Below are 17,317 nucleotides of genomic sequence, written 5' to 3' on the forward strand. Positions count from 1 at the left end.
ATCTTAAACAAGTGAATGATTTAACCGCTTATCCCTGATTTTTCAAGACGAAATTAAGCCTGTGGTGATTTTGGCATATTTACCAACCAGTAATTAAATACCAGCTTTAATACTATTATAAGGCAAACCCATGTCATGAGCGGCGTATTGGGTAAGCACACTGTCTTTTATGGTAATATAGTCGCCTGCCTGGCTAACATGCAGCTTTTCAACACCATCCCGGTTATCCATGAGGGGAATGGTACGGGATACTACTGTGCCCGTGGTATCAAGCTCAATAATATAAGTTTCTTTTTTACCACCTGCCATATCAGTAAACGGAATAATAACAGTATGGTTATTATCATCAATAAACCTGCCTATGATATTTTTCCCGTCAAGGTCGGCAGGGTTTAAACCAAGCAGGTATTTTGCTTTTTCGGGCGACAGGCCAAGTAAGTTTAGCCTAACGGTATTGCCATCAGCATCTTTAGTGGTATCCTGCATAGTAACTTTATCTCCTTGTGGATAGCGGGCTACGGCGTAAAAGGTATTAGCACCGGTACTTTTATCATTATGACCGGGAAGCAAAAAGTTAAGCTGCAGGTTGCTCAGCTTAGCGCTATCGGCTTTAATTTGTGAGGTGATGCTCAGCAGTTCGGCCCATTTAAGCCTGCCATCTATTTTAACGGTTAACTGGGTGGCTGTATCTGATTTGGTAACCCTTGATATGGTGTAATGCGGCACATTTTTTTTAGTACAGCCAAAAGCCACAAGCATTATTATTAAGCAAGCGAAGATATTCTTGATCATGTGGCAAAGTTAAACCGTTGGTTTGAATTTGATGACGTTGATTTCGCTGATTTTTTTGCCCCGGTTATAATATCCATTTGCAGCAACACTGATCATGGAAAAACAGGCTAAGCCGGTCATTTAGCTCGCCTATTGTAAACAAACACATTTAAGCTACCTCAGCAAGGTTACATGCCCTTTTTGAACCTCAACCTGTCCATCGCCCATGGTATAGTTGCACAACCAGTAGTAAACACCCGTAGGCACAGGTTTCCCGTTATAATTGCCATTCCAACCATCATATATACTTTCCGACTCAAATAACCGCTGGCCCAGGCGGTTAAAAACCGTAAGCTTATACGCTATGGGATTGCTGCTTTGATTGGGCCTGAATAAGTCGTTTACGCCGTCGCCGTTGGGTGTAAAAGTGTTAAAAAACGTAACCGGCTCACATGAATCCTGCGTTATCATAATATCCAATTCCGTAATGATGCAACCCTGCTTATCCAGCAGGACAAAGTGGTTGGTGCCGGCGCTGAGGCCTCTTATTGTTTCATCGGGTGTATAACTTTGGCTACCATGCTTAATAGCGCCGATAGCTACCCCTTCTACATAGGTGTTAAACTTTACCTGCCCCTCTAATGTACAAATCGCGTTTTTAGCGGTATATGAGACATAGGGTTTGGTCAAAGTAAAATCGGGTACGGTAACTTGTTTTTCAGCCTGGGATCCGCCAGATGAAGTAATTACTAATTGATAGGTACCCGGTAGCACCCTGTTAAAAACGCCGGTAGTGTTGCTTATACCGTTTAAGCTATATGTATAATTATCCGGATGAGCTGCTGTGAGCACGGTAACATTTGCTTCGCCGTAAAAGTCACATTCGGGTTTGATGACAATATCATTTACAACAATTGGCGGGCATACTTCCTGTACGAGGGTGCAATCTTTTTCGTAAAGCAAACAGCCGTTTGGTGTTATAATTGAAAAGTGATAAACACCCGGGATTAAATCTGCGAAAACATGGTCAATGGGGTAAACCGCGTTGTTATATTTTATCCGGTACAACGCTTTATCGGCGTTTATTTCCAATTTAATCGACCCCGCGATATCACAAATCGGATCCGTTTTATTAAAAGTAACAACGGGGTCTTGTAGTGAAAAATCAGGAATAGTGAATGGAGATGTTTTAGGCTCCTCACCACCATTTGAGGTAATAGTAACCCGGTAATTACCAGGAAGCAGGTTATCAAAAATACCCGTTGTGTTACTTTCTCCGGTATTAAGTTTGTAAGTGTATTGATTTCCGTGTGGGGCACAAATAATTTCGGCCCGCCCTTTATTCACCACATTGCACTCCCGGGTCACATTAATGTTTTGAAGCTTAATTACCGGTATTTCACCTGTTTCAACAGTACTGCCGGCATCATAAACTATATAGGGCAGTGAACCGGCAATACCTTTTATAAACATATTTTTCAGGTCGAGTTCTACAAGCTCCGACCTGTTATTGTTTACACCAATAGCATATACCGTTACAGCCCCCCTGGAAGCTACCGATGTTAAACCATATACAATCCGGTCTGTAATAGGTATAACTAATTTACTTTGAGAGAGATCATCGAGAGAGACTTCGACAATGCCATTATAACTTGCCATATATAGCTTATCGTTATAAAACACAAGGTCGCCCGAAGCTCCGTACGGCATAATTCCCAGGTTAACAAGCACAGGATTTTTAGGATCGAGTTTGTACAGCGAGTTCGAGCTGGCCATGTACAGGATCCCGTTTTTATCAACCGTCATTGAACTTACGGGGGGCACCGACGCCAAATACTGGCAATTAGCTACCTGGGGGTATTACCTCCGGTTATATCAGCTACACTCAATCCACCGAAAGCCAGGGTATAATAGATCTTATTACCCCAAAGCGCAATCGAAAAATAACCCGACCCACAACCGTTAACATTTTTTGAAACCGCCCCGTTAGGCGTAATGGTTACTTGCTGTAAAATTCCCTGGTCGGTAGCGGCATAAAACTGCTGTCCATACACTTTAACAAAAGTTAAAAGTATAACATTAAACAGCAATGCAGCTCTTTTTAGTAAAAGGTTTAAGTTAATGATATGTTCAGGCACAATAGTTTGAACCAAATATACAGTATTACTAATATCTACACCATATTAAGTGTAATTAATAATTAGCATATTACAAGCTTATCCCAAGCCTTATTGCCGATTTTGCCTCAGTACCTCCATTGTATGATACGCCATACATCAAACGGATATTAAGATATTGCAATCCAAAACCCAGTTCGGTATAGTTTTTAAGCGTGGGAGTGTACAGGTAATTTACATCGACAATTTCCTGCAGTTTAAACTTGCGGATCAGCGGGATCTTATTGGTGATGAAACCAGAAAAGTTGTGTTCAAAATGCCCTTCAACGTATTTATCAGGCGTGCTGAAATCGTAGTAATCCAGTAAGAGAAATCGGTTTAACCTCGGCTTGTATGAAAGCACCTCGTTGCCTTCAAAGTGGAAATAATCGGGGAAGAATACGCTTTTAGCATTCAGGAACTTACCAGCTCCTATAAAAAATGAGCTGCTGCCATAAAACCCCATACTAATATCTGCCTTTGAAATCTCGGCGCTGATCTTATCGTAATTAACATCCGACCCTAATACATTGCTGATGCCTTTAGTATAGTTTAAACTGATGGTTGGATATTTGGATGGCAGATAGCGCCTGCCCGAAGGATAAGTTTCATACTTGTCACTAAAATCATAACTGGCCTGCAAGTTTACAGTGAGCGACTGATTTTCGGCAAACAACAGCGTATTATGATCAGGATCCAACGGGTTATTGGATGTAAACTGGTGGGCGTGCGGATCGAAAACACTGAATGAAGCCGTGTTTAATAACGATTTACGGTTAGCCCACTCAACCGATGCGCTACCGCGCAAACCGCCGGTCACTCTGCCCGAAAGCGATGCCACTGCAAACTGCTTCTGATACAATTTCTTAAAATTCTGTTGTGCCAACAGGCTGTGAACTGTATTCACAAAGGTAGACATGGGAGCCTGGTTATTCAGGTCAGCTACCTCCGAACCACCGCTTAAACCCAGCGTAAACCGTTGCATTACCGGGAAAGCCGCACCTGCCGAAGCATTGAACAAATGGTTGGAGAAGCCATAGCGCACCTTGCCGCTCAGCATAAAATAGCGGTTGTTTACGGTATCAGTCAGCTTGCTGTACGATGCGCCGTAATCAAAAGCCAAACCTTCTACTGTGTTATAAAGCAGGGAGCTGATGATTGGATCGTAATGAAAATATTCTTTTTTGTATCGATTGCGGGTATTGATGCCAGTGAAAAGCAGGTTTACCGGTTTAAATTTATTGTTGGCTTTATCCAGGGAGTCGAGGTACTCTTTTGATTCCCGTTTTTTGGCGAGTTTATCTTTATTGGTATAATCGGTAACCTCTTCGCCGGTAAGCGGAATAGGCCGGGCCTGATTCCAATAATTTGAGTCTTTGCTGATGCCTTTGGTGATCCGGAGCACTTCGTTAAAATCGGCTTTGTTTAATGCAGGGTCGAGGTTGTAGTTTTTGTAGATCGAAATAAAGTAACCTCCTAATTTAAATCCAAACAAACCTCCTGTAAATTCAAATTTAACAGAGGATGTCATCCAAATCTTTTCGCTAACAGGGAAAAACTGCTGGTTAATTTTAAGGGTATCAACAAAATTGATATTAGCCCTTTTGGTGATGTAAAGCTGCATCCCGTAAATGCGCCAGCTATCATCCAAAATATAAATATATCCCTCAAAACATGGGTCGTGCAATCGTTTAGGGCTTACCTGGATCTTGTTAATAGTTTCGCCATTTTCAACCGAAGTACCTATGTACCTGTAGTTATAATAAAACATGGCGTTATCAGCTACCGGCGATACCAGCGGGCGGTTGCTCAAGCCCCGCCAGGTTTCATAGTTCTGGTAAAAATTAACCGCCATATCCGATGCCCTGTTAAAGCTAAACGCCCGGTTACGGCCCGACACTTTTGACGACACCTGTTCCTCATGCACCTTATCGGGCCTTATAAAGCTATATTTTGATTCCGACTCAGAAAGGTAAACTATCCCGCGGCGATTTGAATCAAGGCCGGCTTCACTGGTAGCTTTTTGCACATCAAAACCCATAAAAGTTTTTGGGGCGGCCAATAGTTTTTGTAAGCCTTTGATGTAGATATCGCAGGTATAGGCTTTAACTTCGTTAAGATAGGTTTTGCGTTTTTTAATGGCCTTACGCATAATTGCATAAGCTGGATCTTCAGCTCCTGCATGCACAGTAACATCCTTAAGCTGGTAAGTTTCTGTTTGCAGGCTGATGTTGATAACCTGGTTAGCCGCAAGGTCAACAATTTTGCTTTGCTGGGCATAGCCAACTGCTTTATATTGAATTTCCCGCATGCCGGCATTTAAACGCAGCAAGTAAGTTCCTTCGCTGTTGGCAGATACTCCTATAGTAGTATTTTTTATAAAAACGGATGCAAAGGGGATGGGCTTACCTTCCTGGTTGGTTATTTTACCGCTAATGCTGAATTGCTGGGCATATGAAGAAAAATTGAATATTAAAAATAACGCAACTAAGGCTGGCTTCATTAAGCAGATGTTTATGCTAAGATGAAACTTATTAATTGATTGTTACAGCACTAAATTGTTAAATAATGTAAAAAGACATCCGGTTAGGATGCCTTTTTCTTTGATGTATCTTTGCTGCCAAGAGGCGGGTGTGGCTTATTTTTGATGTTCCAATCCTTAATATCAACCAGGCCTGGCTTTGTTTGATAATGCGATTTGCTTTTAGGGCACCTCACAATAAATTTACCTTTAACCTGTTCTATAACCGGCCTTTCGCCGCATTCCTTACAGGGTTCACAAAAGATATTTTCTTGTATATGTATAAATTTTTCCATAGTAAATTACTCGAACATTAGTACGTTTAATTAATTATGGGGCCCTTTCGGTAATACAAATAACGTAATTTCTGAGCTCAAAAAATAAAATTCATCACTAATAAACAAAAATAAACAACACAGGAATGCTTATTTTATCAGTGCAAGTAAATCTTCATCGCTGATAATAGGTATATTAAGTTTATTAGCTTTTTCTAACTTGGCAGGGCCCATATTTTCACCTGCGACCAGGTAATTAAGTTTAGCCGATATACTACTCAATATCTTGCCACCGTTTTGTTCAATGATATCTTTCAGCTCATCACGCGAAAAGTTGCCAAATGTTCCCGATATAATAAAGTTCATTCCGGCAAGCTTTTCACTGGCCAGCACAACTTCTTTTTCTTCGGCAATAAATTGCAGGCCCTGCTCCCTTAGTTTTTGTATTTCCTTCCGATGGATTTCACCTGCAAAATATTCGATTATGCTTTGAGCTATCCGTTCGCCTATCTCTTCGGCAGCCGTAAGTTCTTCAACCGAAGCTTCCATTAATTTATCTATCGATTTAAAATGGAAAGCCAGCTTGCGGGCCACTGTTTCGCCTACATAACGGATGCCCAAACCAAACAGCACTTTTTCGAAAGGCATTTTTTTGGATGTTTCAATACCATCAAGCATATTATTGATCGATTTTTCGCCAAAACGGCCCAACTGTTTCAATTCGGCAGCATGGGTATGCAGCTCATAGATATCGCTGATGTGGTTTATGAAGCCTCTGCTATATAAGGTTTCGATAGTTTCATCACCCAGCCCATCAATATTCATCGCTTTACGGCCAATGAAATGCTGCATCTTTCCAACAATCTGCGGCGGGCAGCCTTCATCATTGGGGCAATAAAACGCAGCTTCGCCTTCCTTGCGCTCAAGCGGAGTATCGCAGGCTGGACAGGTAACACGATAAACAACAGGCACGGCATCCGCCTTACGTTTTCCTGGGTTTACACTAATGATCTTTGGGATGATTTCACCGCCCTTTTCAACAAAAACTGTATCACCCTCATGCAGATCAAGTCGGATGATCTCATTGGCGTTATGCAGCGTTGCACGTTTTACTGTTGTGCCAGCAAGCAGTACAGGCTTTAAGTTGGCAACCGGGGTTACTGCACCGGTACGGCCCACCTGGTAAGTCACCTCAAGGAGCTCTGTCTCCACCCTTTCGGCTTTAAACTTGTAAGATATGGCCCAGCGCGGCGATTTGGCGGTAAAGCCAAGCTCCTGCTGCTGTGAGTAATTATTTACTTTAATAACAATGCCGTCAATATCATAGCTCAGGTTAAAACGTTCCTTATCCCATTTATTAATAAACTCCAAAACGCAATTAATATCCGCGCAAAGCTCACTATGCTCATTGGTATGGAAACCCCAGGTTTTAACAGCCTGCAGGCTTTCCCAATGGGTTTTAAATACAGTTTTTTCGGTATACAAAAAGTACAGGAAGCAATCAAGCGGGCGTTTGGCCACCTCTGCCGAATCCTGCATTTTTACTGTGCCTGAGGCAAAGTTACGGGGATTAGCATAAGGAACCTCCCCGCTTTCGATACGTTCGTTATTCAACCTGTCAAAAGCTTTGCGGTGCATGAACACTTCACCGCGGATGTCAAAATAACCGGGGTAGCCTTCGCCGTGTAAACGTTTAGGTATGGTATGAATGGTTTTAATATTGGTGGTAACCTCGTCACCCTGTACACCATCGCCGCGGGTAACGGCCCGTACCAGTTTGCCGTCTTCATAAGTTAGGCTCATGCTCAAACCATCAAACTTAAGCTCACACACGTACTCAAAGTTATCACCAATGGCTTTGCGTATCCGCTGATCAAAATCAAATAGTTCCTGTTCATTATAGGTATTGCCCAACGATAACATCGGCCAGCGGTGCCTAACGGTTACAAATTCCTTGGTTATATCACCGCCTACCTTTTGTGTTGGCGAATCAGGGTCAGCAAACTCCGGGTATTCTTTTTCGAGTTTATTAAGCAACTCCAGTTTTTTATCAAAATCAAAATCAGAAATGGTTGGCATGGCCAGCACATAGTAGTTGTAATTGTGCTGTTTAAGTTCGGCGGTTAATACCTCTATTTGTTTTTTTGTTTCAGCTGATGACATAGGTACGAAGGTAATAATTTAGTTTATTTCATCCTTTTTACCGAGGTAAATACCAGCTTTAGGTAATAATTTTTGTTGCCGGTAATAACAATAATTAGTATATGATATTGCATATAATACCAATAAAATAAATATGATAAATCTCTTTCATAAACGCGGCGCACATAGTAGATTTATCAAACAAAAACTACATCGAATGAAAACACTAAAAATCCTGATCCTGTCAGTATGGTTGATACCTTTTTTGGCAACCGCGCAAACAAAACCACTAAAACATGCCCACAACCCTGCTGCAAACCATCACAAACTGCCGGTACGGGGAATTACTTACGATGACTTTAAAAGTTCAGTAGCTGACTTTGCCGACACCAGCAATAAAAAAGCCCTTGCCGATTCGGCCTGGCTGCTCTGGAAAACCGAGAAATGGGACGCGCTTGAAAAATTCTTTACCGCCAACAACCTTAATGGCGGCTGGCCTCCAAATCGTGGCGCAGTAAATCTTATCATCATTACTCTAAAAAAGGGTGTGTTGATTGACCGCTATGGCGGTTATAGCGATTCTACCGGCACTTTTCAGGACAAAGGCACTTTTGTATCGCCAAAAGGCGTACCTTTCCCCATGCGTGCTTTGCCGGATAATACTCTCAGCAAGCCGTACAAAATTTACAAGATCCTGAAGCCTATCCCAAAAGTACGCGAAGGCAAAATCATTCCATGGTTTGGTAAACCGGGCTTAGGTATCCAGTATGAAGTACCATACCCTATCAATGATCTTAAACAACAAGGTTATATAGAAGAAGAAAAACAATAAAATAAAATATCGCTTATTATAATGTCGGTTTGATGGTATAGCTTTATGCAACCATTAAACCGGCATTTGTTTTTAATGTACTTTTTATGATCAAAAAATACGAGATAGCGAGAGCACTGCTTTTTGATAATACCGATGATACCTTGTTCACCAAAACCTTTAACCTGCCTCAAGGCGAGGTAAAGTTTGATGATTTTGCCAATAATAACTTCGAAAAATTAGCCGATGTTATTGGTACCAACGATTTTAAAAGCATTGTTGAAACCGCGGGTTTTAAAACAGACGGCGGCTTTTTGAACCTATATCAAGGCAGCGACAGGCTCAGGCTTTACTATGCCAAAAAAGGTGATACCGTGTATGTTTTTGCCTTCGGCGAGTTCCAACCCCAACGGTATAAGGTTTATCTTGAAGGGGTTTGGATATTATAATACCGAACCCACATAAACAAAATCCCCGCCGGCATGGCAGGGATTTTGTTTATGTGGGTTTAATTAATGATCGGTGGTTGAAGTTTCGCTCGTAATACTCATGGGGAAGGTTATACCGCCAGGTGCCTGCGGGCTATCTTTTATAGCCACAGTGCCGTCAATATTTTGTTTAACCTTTGAACTTGAGATCCAGCCGGTAGCCCTGTCAACAATAACATCCGACACCATGGTACCTTTCATGTTATACTTCATTGGTAAATTACTAACTATTTTATAATCGGCAGTATTATCGGTTTCTATGGTGGCATTGCCGTGGATCACAAAACTTTGCGGTGTTACATCCATCAGCTGATAAACTGAAACCATTTTGGCGCTCATTGCTCCCTGCAGGTTATTATTTATTGTCCACCTATCATTTTTCGATACCGGCACCTCCGGCAGGACGGACATAGCCATTTCGAGATTACTTTTAAGGGCCCCTGAACCAAACGACTGGCTCAGCTGGGTTTTTAACTGTTCTTTCTTCTCGGCCGGGACTTCCTTAAAGCCATCTATCATAGATGTGATCATATTCTCGGCGTTCTCTATCGACCTGATCCGGCCACTTCTGGTTAGCGTTGCCGTAAATGGTTTATTGGTTATGCCCGACATGATTCTGGCCATAATATTTGTGGTATCCTTATTATCAGAATCAAAAGTTACATTACCCGTAGGCAGCTGCATTTTCATACCCACTTTGGTATAGTTAACTTCCATATAATAAAGAGAATCATTAGCATTTAATACTTTGAATGACATTTTGCCGTCAATCGTCATATCGATATTATTAACCTGCCCGTTTATAGTTTGCTTCACAACAGAGTGTGCCGTGGTAGACAAGTAGTAACTATTGTCTTTAATTAGTTTTAAAGCCGGTTTTACCTTCTGCCCATAACCTGTTACCGCTCCTATAGCCAGTAAACCGGTCATCAAAATTTTCTTCATGATTGGTAATATGTAAGCGCTAAATATATTATAATATCTCTTACAAAAAACTCAAAATTCCTAACAATTAATTAAAAACAAATTCGTTAACTTTATACTGCGCTCGGCTCTTTAATTTTTCACACACCTAATTTAGCGGAAAGAGAGGTTTTTATGTTACAGCAGATAGCATTTATACCACAGCACCAGTTTCATGTGCTGATCAATTTTTCGGGAGAAGATGAACGTATTTTGGCAATTTTACCCAACGACGCAGGGAATTTCCGTGTGATTTACCAGGGTAAGACAATTGCCGAACTTAACCTGAATAAGGACGGCTGTACCTGCTATAAGGGTAAGCTAAAGAAAAACGTTATGGCCCAGCTTGAGCATCAGATAAAAAATCATTACGCGTAAGCTGTTAATAAAAAAGAATTTGATAGTTCATGGGAGATAAACCCATGGTTCATAGTCCATGAGTTTATACCCGTGGACTATCAATTAATTTCCGCTGGTTTTAGCCAGCATGGCTTCCCTGATAAATTTAACCGGTGCACTGCCGTAACTCAGGAACTTTTCGTTAAACTCTTTCAGTTTATATTTATCACCCATTTTTTGTTTATAGGCATCCCTCAAATCTATAATTTCTTTATAGCCGGTATAATAACTGGTAAGCTGAACACTGGTTACGCTAACGCGTTTCCATTTGCCATCAGCTTCGGCCTGTTGTTGGAAAGCTTCGCGGGTTAATAGCTTAATTGCTTCATCTTTGGTCATACTGCCGCTATGAACACTATAATCCAAAATGGTGTTACATACCGAACGCAGGTTCCATTTATACCACATCAGCATCATTTCCGGCTCGTTATTGCCAAAGCCGTTCTCCAGCATCATTTGCTCGGTGTATACGGCCCAGCCTTCGGCCATGGCACCGTTACCAAACACAGCTTTGATGATACTTGGGGCTTTATTGGAGTATACTCCCTGAACATAGTGCCCGGGCACAGCTTCGTGAATGCTCAGGATCTGTAAAATATAATTATTGTATTCACGCAGGTAGCTTTCGGCCTTTTCCTTGCTCCAGCCTGCCAGGCTGCCTACGTTATAGTACGAATTACCATTTTTATCGTACGGGCCAGGGCCGCTCATAGATGCGCCTGCCACACCCGCCATATAACCAGGCTCTTTACGAATGATCAACGGTTTTGACGGATCGAGCGTTAACAGGTCTTTAGCTTTAACAAAGGCATTAAGCTTTGGTATGATTTGTTCAATTGACGACTGAAAATCTTCAGGCTTTACATGCTTTGATGATAGAGTATCTATCAGCTGGCTTATCATCAGCAGGCTATCAGCAGGTGCGGCCTGTTTACCAAAGTATTTTGGCCAAAGTTGCTTGCTGATCTTAGTCATCTCACGGTGAATGTATTTTTTTCGTTCAACGGCAGCATTGTAGATTTTCTCGGCAGTGTTGGTAGCTACAATTTCGTATTTAAACTTATCCTCATATAAATCCTTACCCAGCCTGAAACTTCTTGGGTGATCATTTTTAAGAGCTTTAAGCCAATCGGCATAGGCTTTAATGACAACAACGCTCTGCGCAGCCCTGTCGGTCATTAGCTTTTGCTCAGCTTTGGGGATATTTGTTTTCTTAAGCGAATCGGCAAAGTCTTTTCCTATTACATCAAGCCCACCCAGATTTTGCTCAATAGCCAAACTGGTAAGTTCAGCTACCGGGTTTTTAATCTGCTTTTGGGCGTCTTTATAATACTGCGGAATAAACGACATGCGCTGATAAAAATGACGCAGACGTTTAGGCAAAGGCTCATAGTGCTCGTTCAGGATGTAAGCGAAGGTACCGATAACGTTATATGACGATGGGTCCCACTCATATTGTTTTAACTGGCGCACCTGCCATTGCAAGTATTCAAGCTGATTTTGCAGAATCTTGTAATCTATTTTATTAGCTTCAGACAAGGTATTTACCTCAAAGCGACTCAATGAATCAACCTGGTATTTGGCAAAGGTCACCAGCTTATCGCGGCTTTGCTCATTTGGAAGCACCATCAGGCTGTCGTATTTATGATACCCTGCAGAGGTAGCCCAATCGGGGTTCAACTTCCAGAAGTTATCCAGAAACGTGTTCTCGTATTTAATAAAAGCTTCATCATCCTTCCCTAACAATGGGCCGGTGCCGCTGCCCCCATCTTTTTTACAGCCGATAAAGGCAACCATGAATAAAACAACGGCGAGTGCTAATTTTAAGAATATGTTTCTGACCACAACTGATGAGTTTTACAATGAAGCATAAACTTAAAACTTTTAAGCCAAATAAATCAAACCGGCGACGAATTTGTTACTTTAAGCCCCCGGCCCCCTAAAGGGGGTGCGAGAATTAGTCGTTATAATTTGGATTACCTATGAATAATGAACATAAAGTTTTAGTAAATGAAATTGTGCATTTGCTGCAAGGCGGCAACGCACATGCTGATCTGAAAAAAGCGCTCGATGGTTTACCGTCCAATCTTCGTGGGGTTAAAGTTGATAAACTTCCTTATACTATATGGCAACTGGTTGAACATATCCGGATAGCCCAGTGGGATATGCTTGAATTTAGCAAAGACGGCAGCCACGAATCACCAAACTGGCCCGATGATTACTGGCCAAAAGAACTTGCACCTAAAGATGATGAAGCCTGGGATAATAGCCTTGAACAAATTGACAGTGATTTGGAAGAGCTAATAGAAATGGTGAAAAACGAGGATATTTATAAAAAAATTCCGCATGGCGATGGGCAAACTATACTCCGGGAAGCGTTACAAGCAGCCGATCATAACGCTTACCACATTGCCGAGATCATCATGATCAGAAGGTTATTGGCGGCCTGGTAATTATTTTCATGTCATTGCGTTACGCTTGCAATGACATGGATTTAGTGTTATTACCTTGTCGTCTTCAGCACAAAATTAGTTATAGCCGTTACAAACTCCGGTTTAAGCGGTAAATCAGGCTCATTATAAGTTGCCTTGTTCTTTTCCTTATCTGCCGGGGCTTCTTTCAGCACATGGTTCATGTTAGGGATAATATCAAGTATAGCGTCCGACTTTGCTTTTTTCAGCTTTTCGGCGTCACCAACAGTCACCTGTAAATCGGTGGTTCCCTGGATGATCAATACCGGGGCTTTTACCTTCCTGATCTCGCGCTGAGGGTTATACCTGAACCACGACATCAGGTATTTTTGAATACTTGGCCTGGCTATAAAGTATAATGCAGGGTCGATATTATCAGTTGTTTTTCCCCGCTTCAGGCTATCCAGCATACGGTTAAAGCCATCTGATATAAAAGCAGGCTGCGATTTCATTTGCTCGGTAAGGATCTTATCGGCCGAATCGCCGGCACCGGCTACAGATATAAAGCCCTTTATCGGCTCATCAAGCGAAGCCATCATGCCAACTAACGAACCTTCGCTGTGTCCAAGAATAATTATCCGTGAAAAACGCTCATCTGACGAAAGCATGTTAAGCAAGGCGGCGGCATCTTCTACATAATCCTCAAACCTGATCTCGTTTTCCTTAATGGAAGTTGTGCTTTGCCCAACCAGGCGTTTATCGTAACGAAGTGATGCTATGCCTTTTTTTCCCAGTTCATTAGCTATCATTTTATAAACATTGGCGTGAAGCCCCAATTTAGGACTGTTACCGTCCCTGTCGGTAGGGCCAGAGCCTGCAATGATCAATACCAACGGCACCTTTCCGTTAGCATCCTTAGGCATGGCCAATGTTCCGGATATTGAACCCAATAAAGTTTTAACAGTTACAGGCGACTCAACCAAAGAAGGATCGGTAGATATGCTTGTAGCCGCCGCCGTACTTGGCGCAGCAGTTGCAGCCGGCGCTTTGTACGGTGTCAATGACAGGCCTGTAAATTTATTATCGGCATTTAATGATAGATTTAATAAAAAAACACTTTTCTGAAATGTAGCTTTATAATGCGCTATCGGGGTTTCATAGCTTTCAAAATCAGCCTGTAACAATGAGCCCAATTGTGTTTTTAACTGCACAGTTGTACTTTTGAAATCGGCTTGTGAAAGTGCCTTCTTCATTTCTGGCCCAAACAAGCTGTACACGCTATCCGGCTGGTTATTGTTATATAGTTGTTTAAACTTATTTAAAGCCACAGCATAGTTGGCCGGTGGCATTTGGGCAAACAATTTCCCTGCAAAACAGGTAATTAATATAAACAGATACAGTTTTTTCATGTTATAATGTTCAATATACAGTGCGATGATGTATTGAGGCCGAAAATAAAGAAAAAATCATGTTGTTTTGTTTATTTATGCCATTGCGCGCGTTTTGGCAAACAATATTTAGTTGTAATAATGTAAACCCTTTTACCCGGCATAATCCATACTAATGTTGCAACATTGTTTGATATTATATCGTTAAAATACCAATACAATACATATAGTTTTATATATATTGTATTATATTGCGATACGTTTTATAATTTTTTAAACTATAGCAAACTTCTACATCTACTAATTAATGAGGGTTTTAACAGCAGGCTTTTTTTTTGCATTCCTGACAGGAATGTATTGTATTTCGTTTGCTCAAACAAAACCTTCAACAATACAGGGTAAAGTTTTAACAGAAAACAACCAGCCCGCCGATGCAGCTACAGCCATTCTCCTTGCGGCTGCCGACTCATCTATATTAAAATCAAACCTGGTAAATAAAAACGGACAGTTTGAATTTACCGGCCTGCAGCCCGACAGCTATTTAATACTTATCAGTAAAATAGGATACGTAAAAGTTTATACGGGGCCATATAAGGTTAACGCTGGTCAAATAATAACTGCCAATGATATTGTTTTAAAACTCTCGAACAACCAACTGCAGGAAGTTAAAGTAGTTGCCCGGAAGCCTTACATAGAGGTAAAGCCTGGCAAAATTGTATTAAGCGTACAAAACAGCATCCTGGCCGAGGGGAATTCGGCCTTTGATATACTGAGGCAATCACCCGGGGTACGGGTTAACAGCAACGAAACTTTAAGTATTAACGGCAGACAAGCAGCATTAATAACCATCGACGGCAAACCTACCAACCTTACCGGCGATGATCTTACCAGTTTGCTCCGCAGTATGCAAAGCAGCACTATCGACCAGGTTGAAATGATTAGCAGCCCGTCGGCCAAATACGACGCATCGGGCGGAGGTATCATCAACATCATTTTAAAAAAGGGTAAAAACCTGGGCACCAACGGTACGGTTACTGCCATGGCGGGTTATGGAAAGTATTACAAAAGTACAGCAGGCATTGTTTTCAACAACCGCACCAGTAAACTCAATATTTTTGGAAATTACACTTACGATAATAATAAAGGCACACGCACTATTACAACCAACCGTAATATTACTTATAACGAAACCCTGAGTAATTACGATGTTGATTATAACAATATTCAAAAAACCACTAACCACAACTTTAAAATAGGGGCCGATTATACCATCAACCCAAAGCAAACTATAGGCTTTTTAGTAAGCGGAATTATCAGGAGTGATGATTTTACAAAGCACAACGACCTGTACATCAGCAATCGGCATCAGCTCGATTCAATAATCAGGGCCCGTTCAAACCTTGACAGGGGCAGCAACTATTTAAACTACAATATCAATTATAACGCGGTGTTGGATAAAAGCGGCCGCAGTATCTCGGTAGATGGTAACTATTCAACCTACACCCGACACTCTAATGAATTTATTACCAATAGCTTTTTTACCCCGGCGGGCAATACTTACCGCGATGATCTTGAGTTGGAAAACCTTTCGCCGTCAGATATTCACATCTGGACATCAAAAGTTGATTTTGTTAACCCATTAAATAAAACCTCACGATTGGAGACAGGCATTAAATATAACAACACCCGCAGCAATAATAATCTCATTTTTGGCCCCAAAATAAACAACATATATGAGGCCGACCCCAATTTCAGCAACAGGTTCCTTTACACCGAAGCAGTGAGCGCGGGGTATATCAATTATGTAAATAAAATAGGTAAGTGGGATATTACCGCAGGTGTTCGTGCCGAAAACACTCATGCAACCGGCAAATCATGGGGATTAAATGAGCGGGTACCGATGATAAATACCAATAATTATTTTAACCTCTTTCCGCAGTTACAGATAAGCTATGAGGCCGATAAAAAAAACATCATCGGTATTGGTTATAACCGTGGTATTCACAGACCGCTTTATGAAGATATCAATCCATTTTTGTACTATACCGACCTGTATGATTATCGTGCAGGCAACCCTCAGCTAAAGCCGGAATACACCAACACTATACAGATTTCCCATACTTATAATCAAACTTTTTCAACTGAGCTATATTATACGGTTACTAATAATGCTTATGATTTTCCAGTATATCAGCAAAATGATTCGACTAAGGTTAACATAACTCTCCGTAAAAACTTCGGGCAGATCTTTGTTTACGGGGCTTCATTCTATGCGCCTGTGCAATTTACCAGGTGGTGGTCGGCCAGTTTTAATCTTGATGCTATTTATGTGCGTTACAAAGCGTACGCGCAAAACGGGGATTTTGACAGGGGTAAGCAGGACATTATTTTTGGCAGCACACAAAATTTCACCATCACCGGTACATTACTTGGTGAAATATCGGGCAGGTATGAAACCCCAACTATTTACGGCATCAATGAATTAAAAGCAAGCTATTCGGTAAACGCGGGTATCAGCAAGCAAATATTGGATAAGCGGGCCACTATTAAATTAGCACTAAACGATGTATTTAATACCGATAGGGGGCGCAACCATGCCAGTTATCAAAACATTGATCTTTCGGAGGTAAATAAACGCGATACGCGCATTGTAAGGCTCAATTTTACCTATCGTTTTGGCAAAAGCACCATTAAATCGGCTAACAAACGCAATACGGGTAATGATGATGAGCGCCGCCGCACCGGAAATTAATGATGTGCGTACCTAACCTTTAACTCGGGGTATTTGCCTTTTATACGGGTAACAAAAAAATGCCCAAGCGAATCGGAGCAAATAAACTTATTATAGACAGATAAAGGGAAACCGAAGTACTGCCATACACCGCCATTTTCCCGAAATTCAAGTTCAAGAATGCGGGCGTCCGGATCGTAGCCAACGCTGCTTAAAGCCGATGATTGTACTGTACGTCGTTGCATTTATTATATATACTAT

Annotated in this window: 15 protein-coding genes; 5 read left to right on the forward strand and 10 right to left on the reverse strand. The window is 41.4% G+C overall.

The window, feature by feature from the left end:
* Window positions 1-93: 93 nt before the first annotated feature.
* The 6 genes from DIU38_RS20485 to ligA form a co-directional block, all read right to left on the reverse strand.
* Window positions 94-792, reverse strand: coding sequence for a hypothetical protein (locus tag DIU38_RS20485; RefSeq protein WP_112654096.1), 699 nt, complete (start codon window positions 790-792; stop codon window positions 94-96).
* Between the two features lie 153 nt (window positions 793-945).
* Window positions 946-2,577 carry a gliding motility-associated C-terminal domain-containing protein gene (locus tag DIU38_RS20490; protein WP_112654095.1) on the reverse strand — a complete coding sequence of 544 codons (1,632 nt, stop codon included), beginning with the start codon at window positions 2,575-2,577 and terminating at the stop codon, window positions 946-948.
* A 41-nt stretch (window positions 2,578-2,618) separates the two neighbouring features.
* The gene (locus DIU38_RS20495; protein WP_146750292.1) at window positions 2,619-2,924 is read right to left on the reverse strand and encodes a hypothetical protein; all 306 of its coding nucleotides are present in this window, start codon (window positions 2,922-2,924) and stop codon (window positions 2,619-2,621) included.
* Window positions 2,925-2,979: 55 nt separating this feature from the next.
* Window positions 2,980-5,430 carry a DUF5686 and carboxypeptidase regulatory-like domain-containing protein gene (locus tag DIU38_RS20500; RefSeq protein ID WP_112654093.1) on the reverse strand — a complete coding sequence of 817 codons (2,451 nt, stop codon included), beginning with the start codon at window positions 5,428-5,430 and terminating at the stop codon, window positions 2,980-2,982.
* An 83-nt stretch (window positions 5,431-5,513) separates the two neighbouring features.
* Window positions 5,514-5,744 (reverse strand): hypothetical protein, encoded by a 231-nt coding sequence (locus DIU38_RS20505; RefSeq protein ID WP_112654092.1) that lies wholly within the window; start codon window positions 5,742-5,744, stop codon window positions 5,514-5,516.
* 129 nt (window positions 5,745-5,873) lie between these two features.
* Window positions 5,874-7,886: an NAD-dependent DNA ligase LigA gene (ligA, locus tag DIU38_RS20510; protein WP_112654091.1), complete on the reverse strand. Its 2,013-nt coding sequence runs from the start codon at window positions 7,884-7,886 to the stop codon at window positions 5,874-5,876.
* Window positions 7,887-8,082: 196 nt separating this feature from the next.
* Here ligA and DIU38_RS20515 point away from each other — a divergent pair, with 196 nt between their 5' ends.
* Together DIU38_RS20515 and DIU38_RS20520 are read left to right on the forward strand one after the other, a co-directional pair.
* Window positions 8,083-8,697, forward strand: a complete 615-nt coding sequence (locus DIU38_RS20515; RefSeq protein WP_167516237.1) for a TNT domain-containing protein — start codon at window positions 8,083-8,085, stop codon at window positions 8,695-8,697.
* A gap of 86 nt (window positions 8,698-8,783) precedes the next feature.
* Complete coding sequence (locus DIU38_RS20520; RefSeq protein WP_112654089.1) at window positions 8,784-9,125, forward strand: hypothetical protein; 342 nt, start codon at window positions 8,784-8,786, stop codon at window positions 9,123-9,125.
* A gap of 63 nt (window positions 9,126-9,188) precedes the next feature.
* Here DIU38_RS20520 and DIU38_RS20525 read toward each other — a convergent pair whose 3' ends face one another.
* Window positions 9,189-10,109: a DUF6263 family protein gene (locus DIU38_RS20525; RefSeq protein ID WP_112654088.1), complete on the reverse strand. Its 921-nt coding sequence runs from the start codon at window positions 10,107-10,109 to the stop codon at window positions 9,189-9,191.
* A gap of 153 nt (window positions 10,110-10,262) precedes the next feature.
* Between DIU38_RS20525 and DIU38_RS20530 the strand changes: the two genes are divergently transcribed.
* Window positions 10,263-10,505, forward strand: a complete 243-nt coding sequence (locus DIU38_RS20530) for a hypothetical protein (protein ID WP_091173800.1) — start codon at window positions 10,263-10,265, stop codon at window positions 10,503-10,505.
* A gap of 84 nt (window positions 10,506-10,589) precedes the next feature.
* Here DIU38_RS20530 and DIU38_RS20535 read toward each other — a convergent pair whose 3' ends face one another.
* A complete protein-coding gene (locus DIU38_RS20535) occupies window positions 10,590-12,371 on the reverse strand; it encodes a DUF885 domain-containing protein (protein ID WP_243770693.1) in 1,782 nt (593 codons plus the stop codon).
* 137 nt (window positions 12,372-12,508) lie between these two features.
* Between DIU38_RS20535 and DIU38_RS20540 the strand changes: the two genes are divergently transcribed.
* Window positions 12,509-12,979, forward strand: coding sequence for a DinB family protein (locus tag DIU38_RS20540; protein ID WP_112654086.1), 471 nt, complete (start codon window positions 12,509-12,511; stop codon window positions 12,977-12,979).
* 50 nt (window positions 12,980-13,029) lie between these two features.
* Here DIU38_RS20540 and DIU38_RS20545 read toward each other — a convergent pair whose 3' ends face one another.
* Window positions 13,030-14,346 (reverse strand): alpha/beta fold hydrolase, encoded by a 1,317-nt coding sequence (locus tag DIU38_RS20545; RefSeq protein ID WP_112654085.1) that lies wholly within the window; start codon window positions 14,344-14,346, stop codon window positions 13,030-13,032.
* A 286-nt stretch (window positions 14,347-14,632) separates the two neighbouring features.
* On the opposite strand from DIU38_RS20545, the gene DIU38_RS20550 reads away from it, so the two are divergent.
* The gene (locus DIU38_RS20550; RefSeq protein ID WP_112654084.1) at window positions 14,633-17,077 is read left to right on the forward strand and encodes an outer membrane beta-barrel family protein; all 2,445 of its coding nucleotides are present in this window, start codon (window positions 14,633-14,635) and stop codon (window positions 17,075-17,077) included.
* On the opposite strand, the gene DIU38_RS20555 is transcribed toward DIU38_RS20550, so the two are convergent.
* Window positions 17,074-17,301: a KTSC domain-containing protein gene (locus tag DIU38_RS20555; RefSeq protein ID WP_112654083.1), complete on the reverse strand. Its 228-nt coding sequence runs from the start codon at window positions 17,299-17,301 to the stop codon at window positions 17,074-17,076. The two genes, DIU38_RS20550 and DIU38_RS20555, sit on opposite strands and share 4 nt — an antisense overlap.
* Between the last annotated feature and the right edge of the window lie 16 nt (window positions 17,302-17,317).

Source organism: Mucilaginibacter metallidurans (genome assembly GCF_003286435.2).
In the GTDB taxonomy this organism is placed as follows: domain Bacteria; phylum Bacteroidota; class Bacteroidia; order Sphingobacteriales; family Sphingobacteriaceae; genus Mucilaginibacter; species Mucilaginibacter gossypii.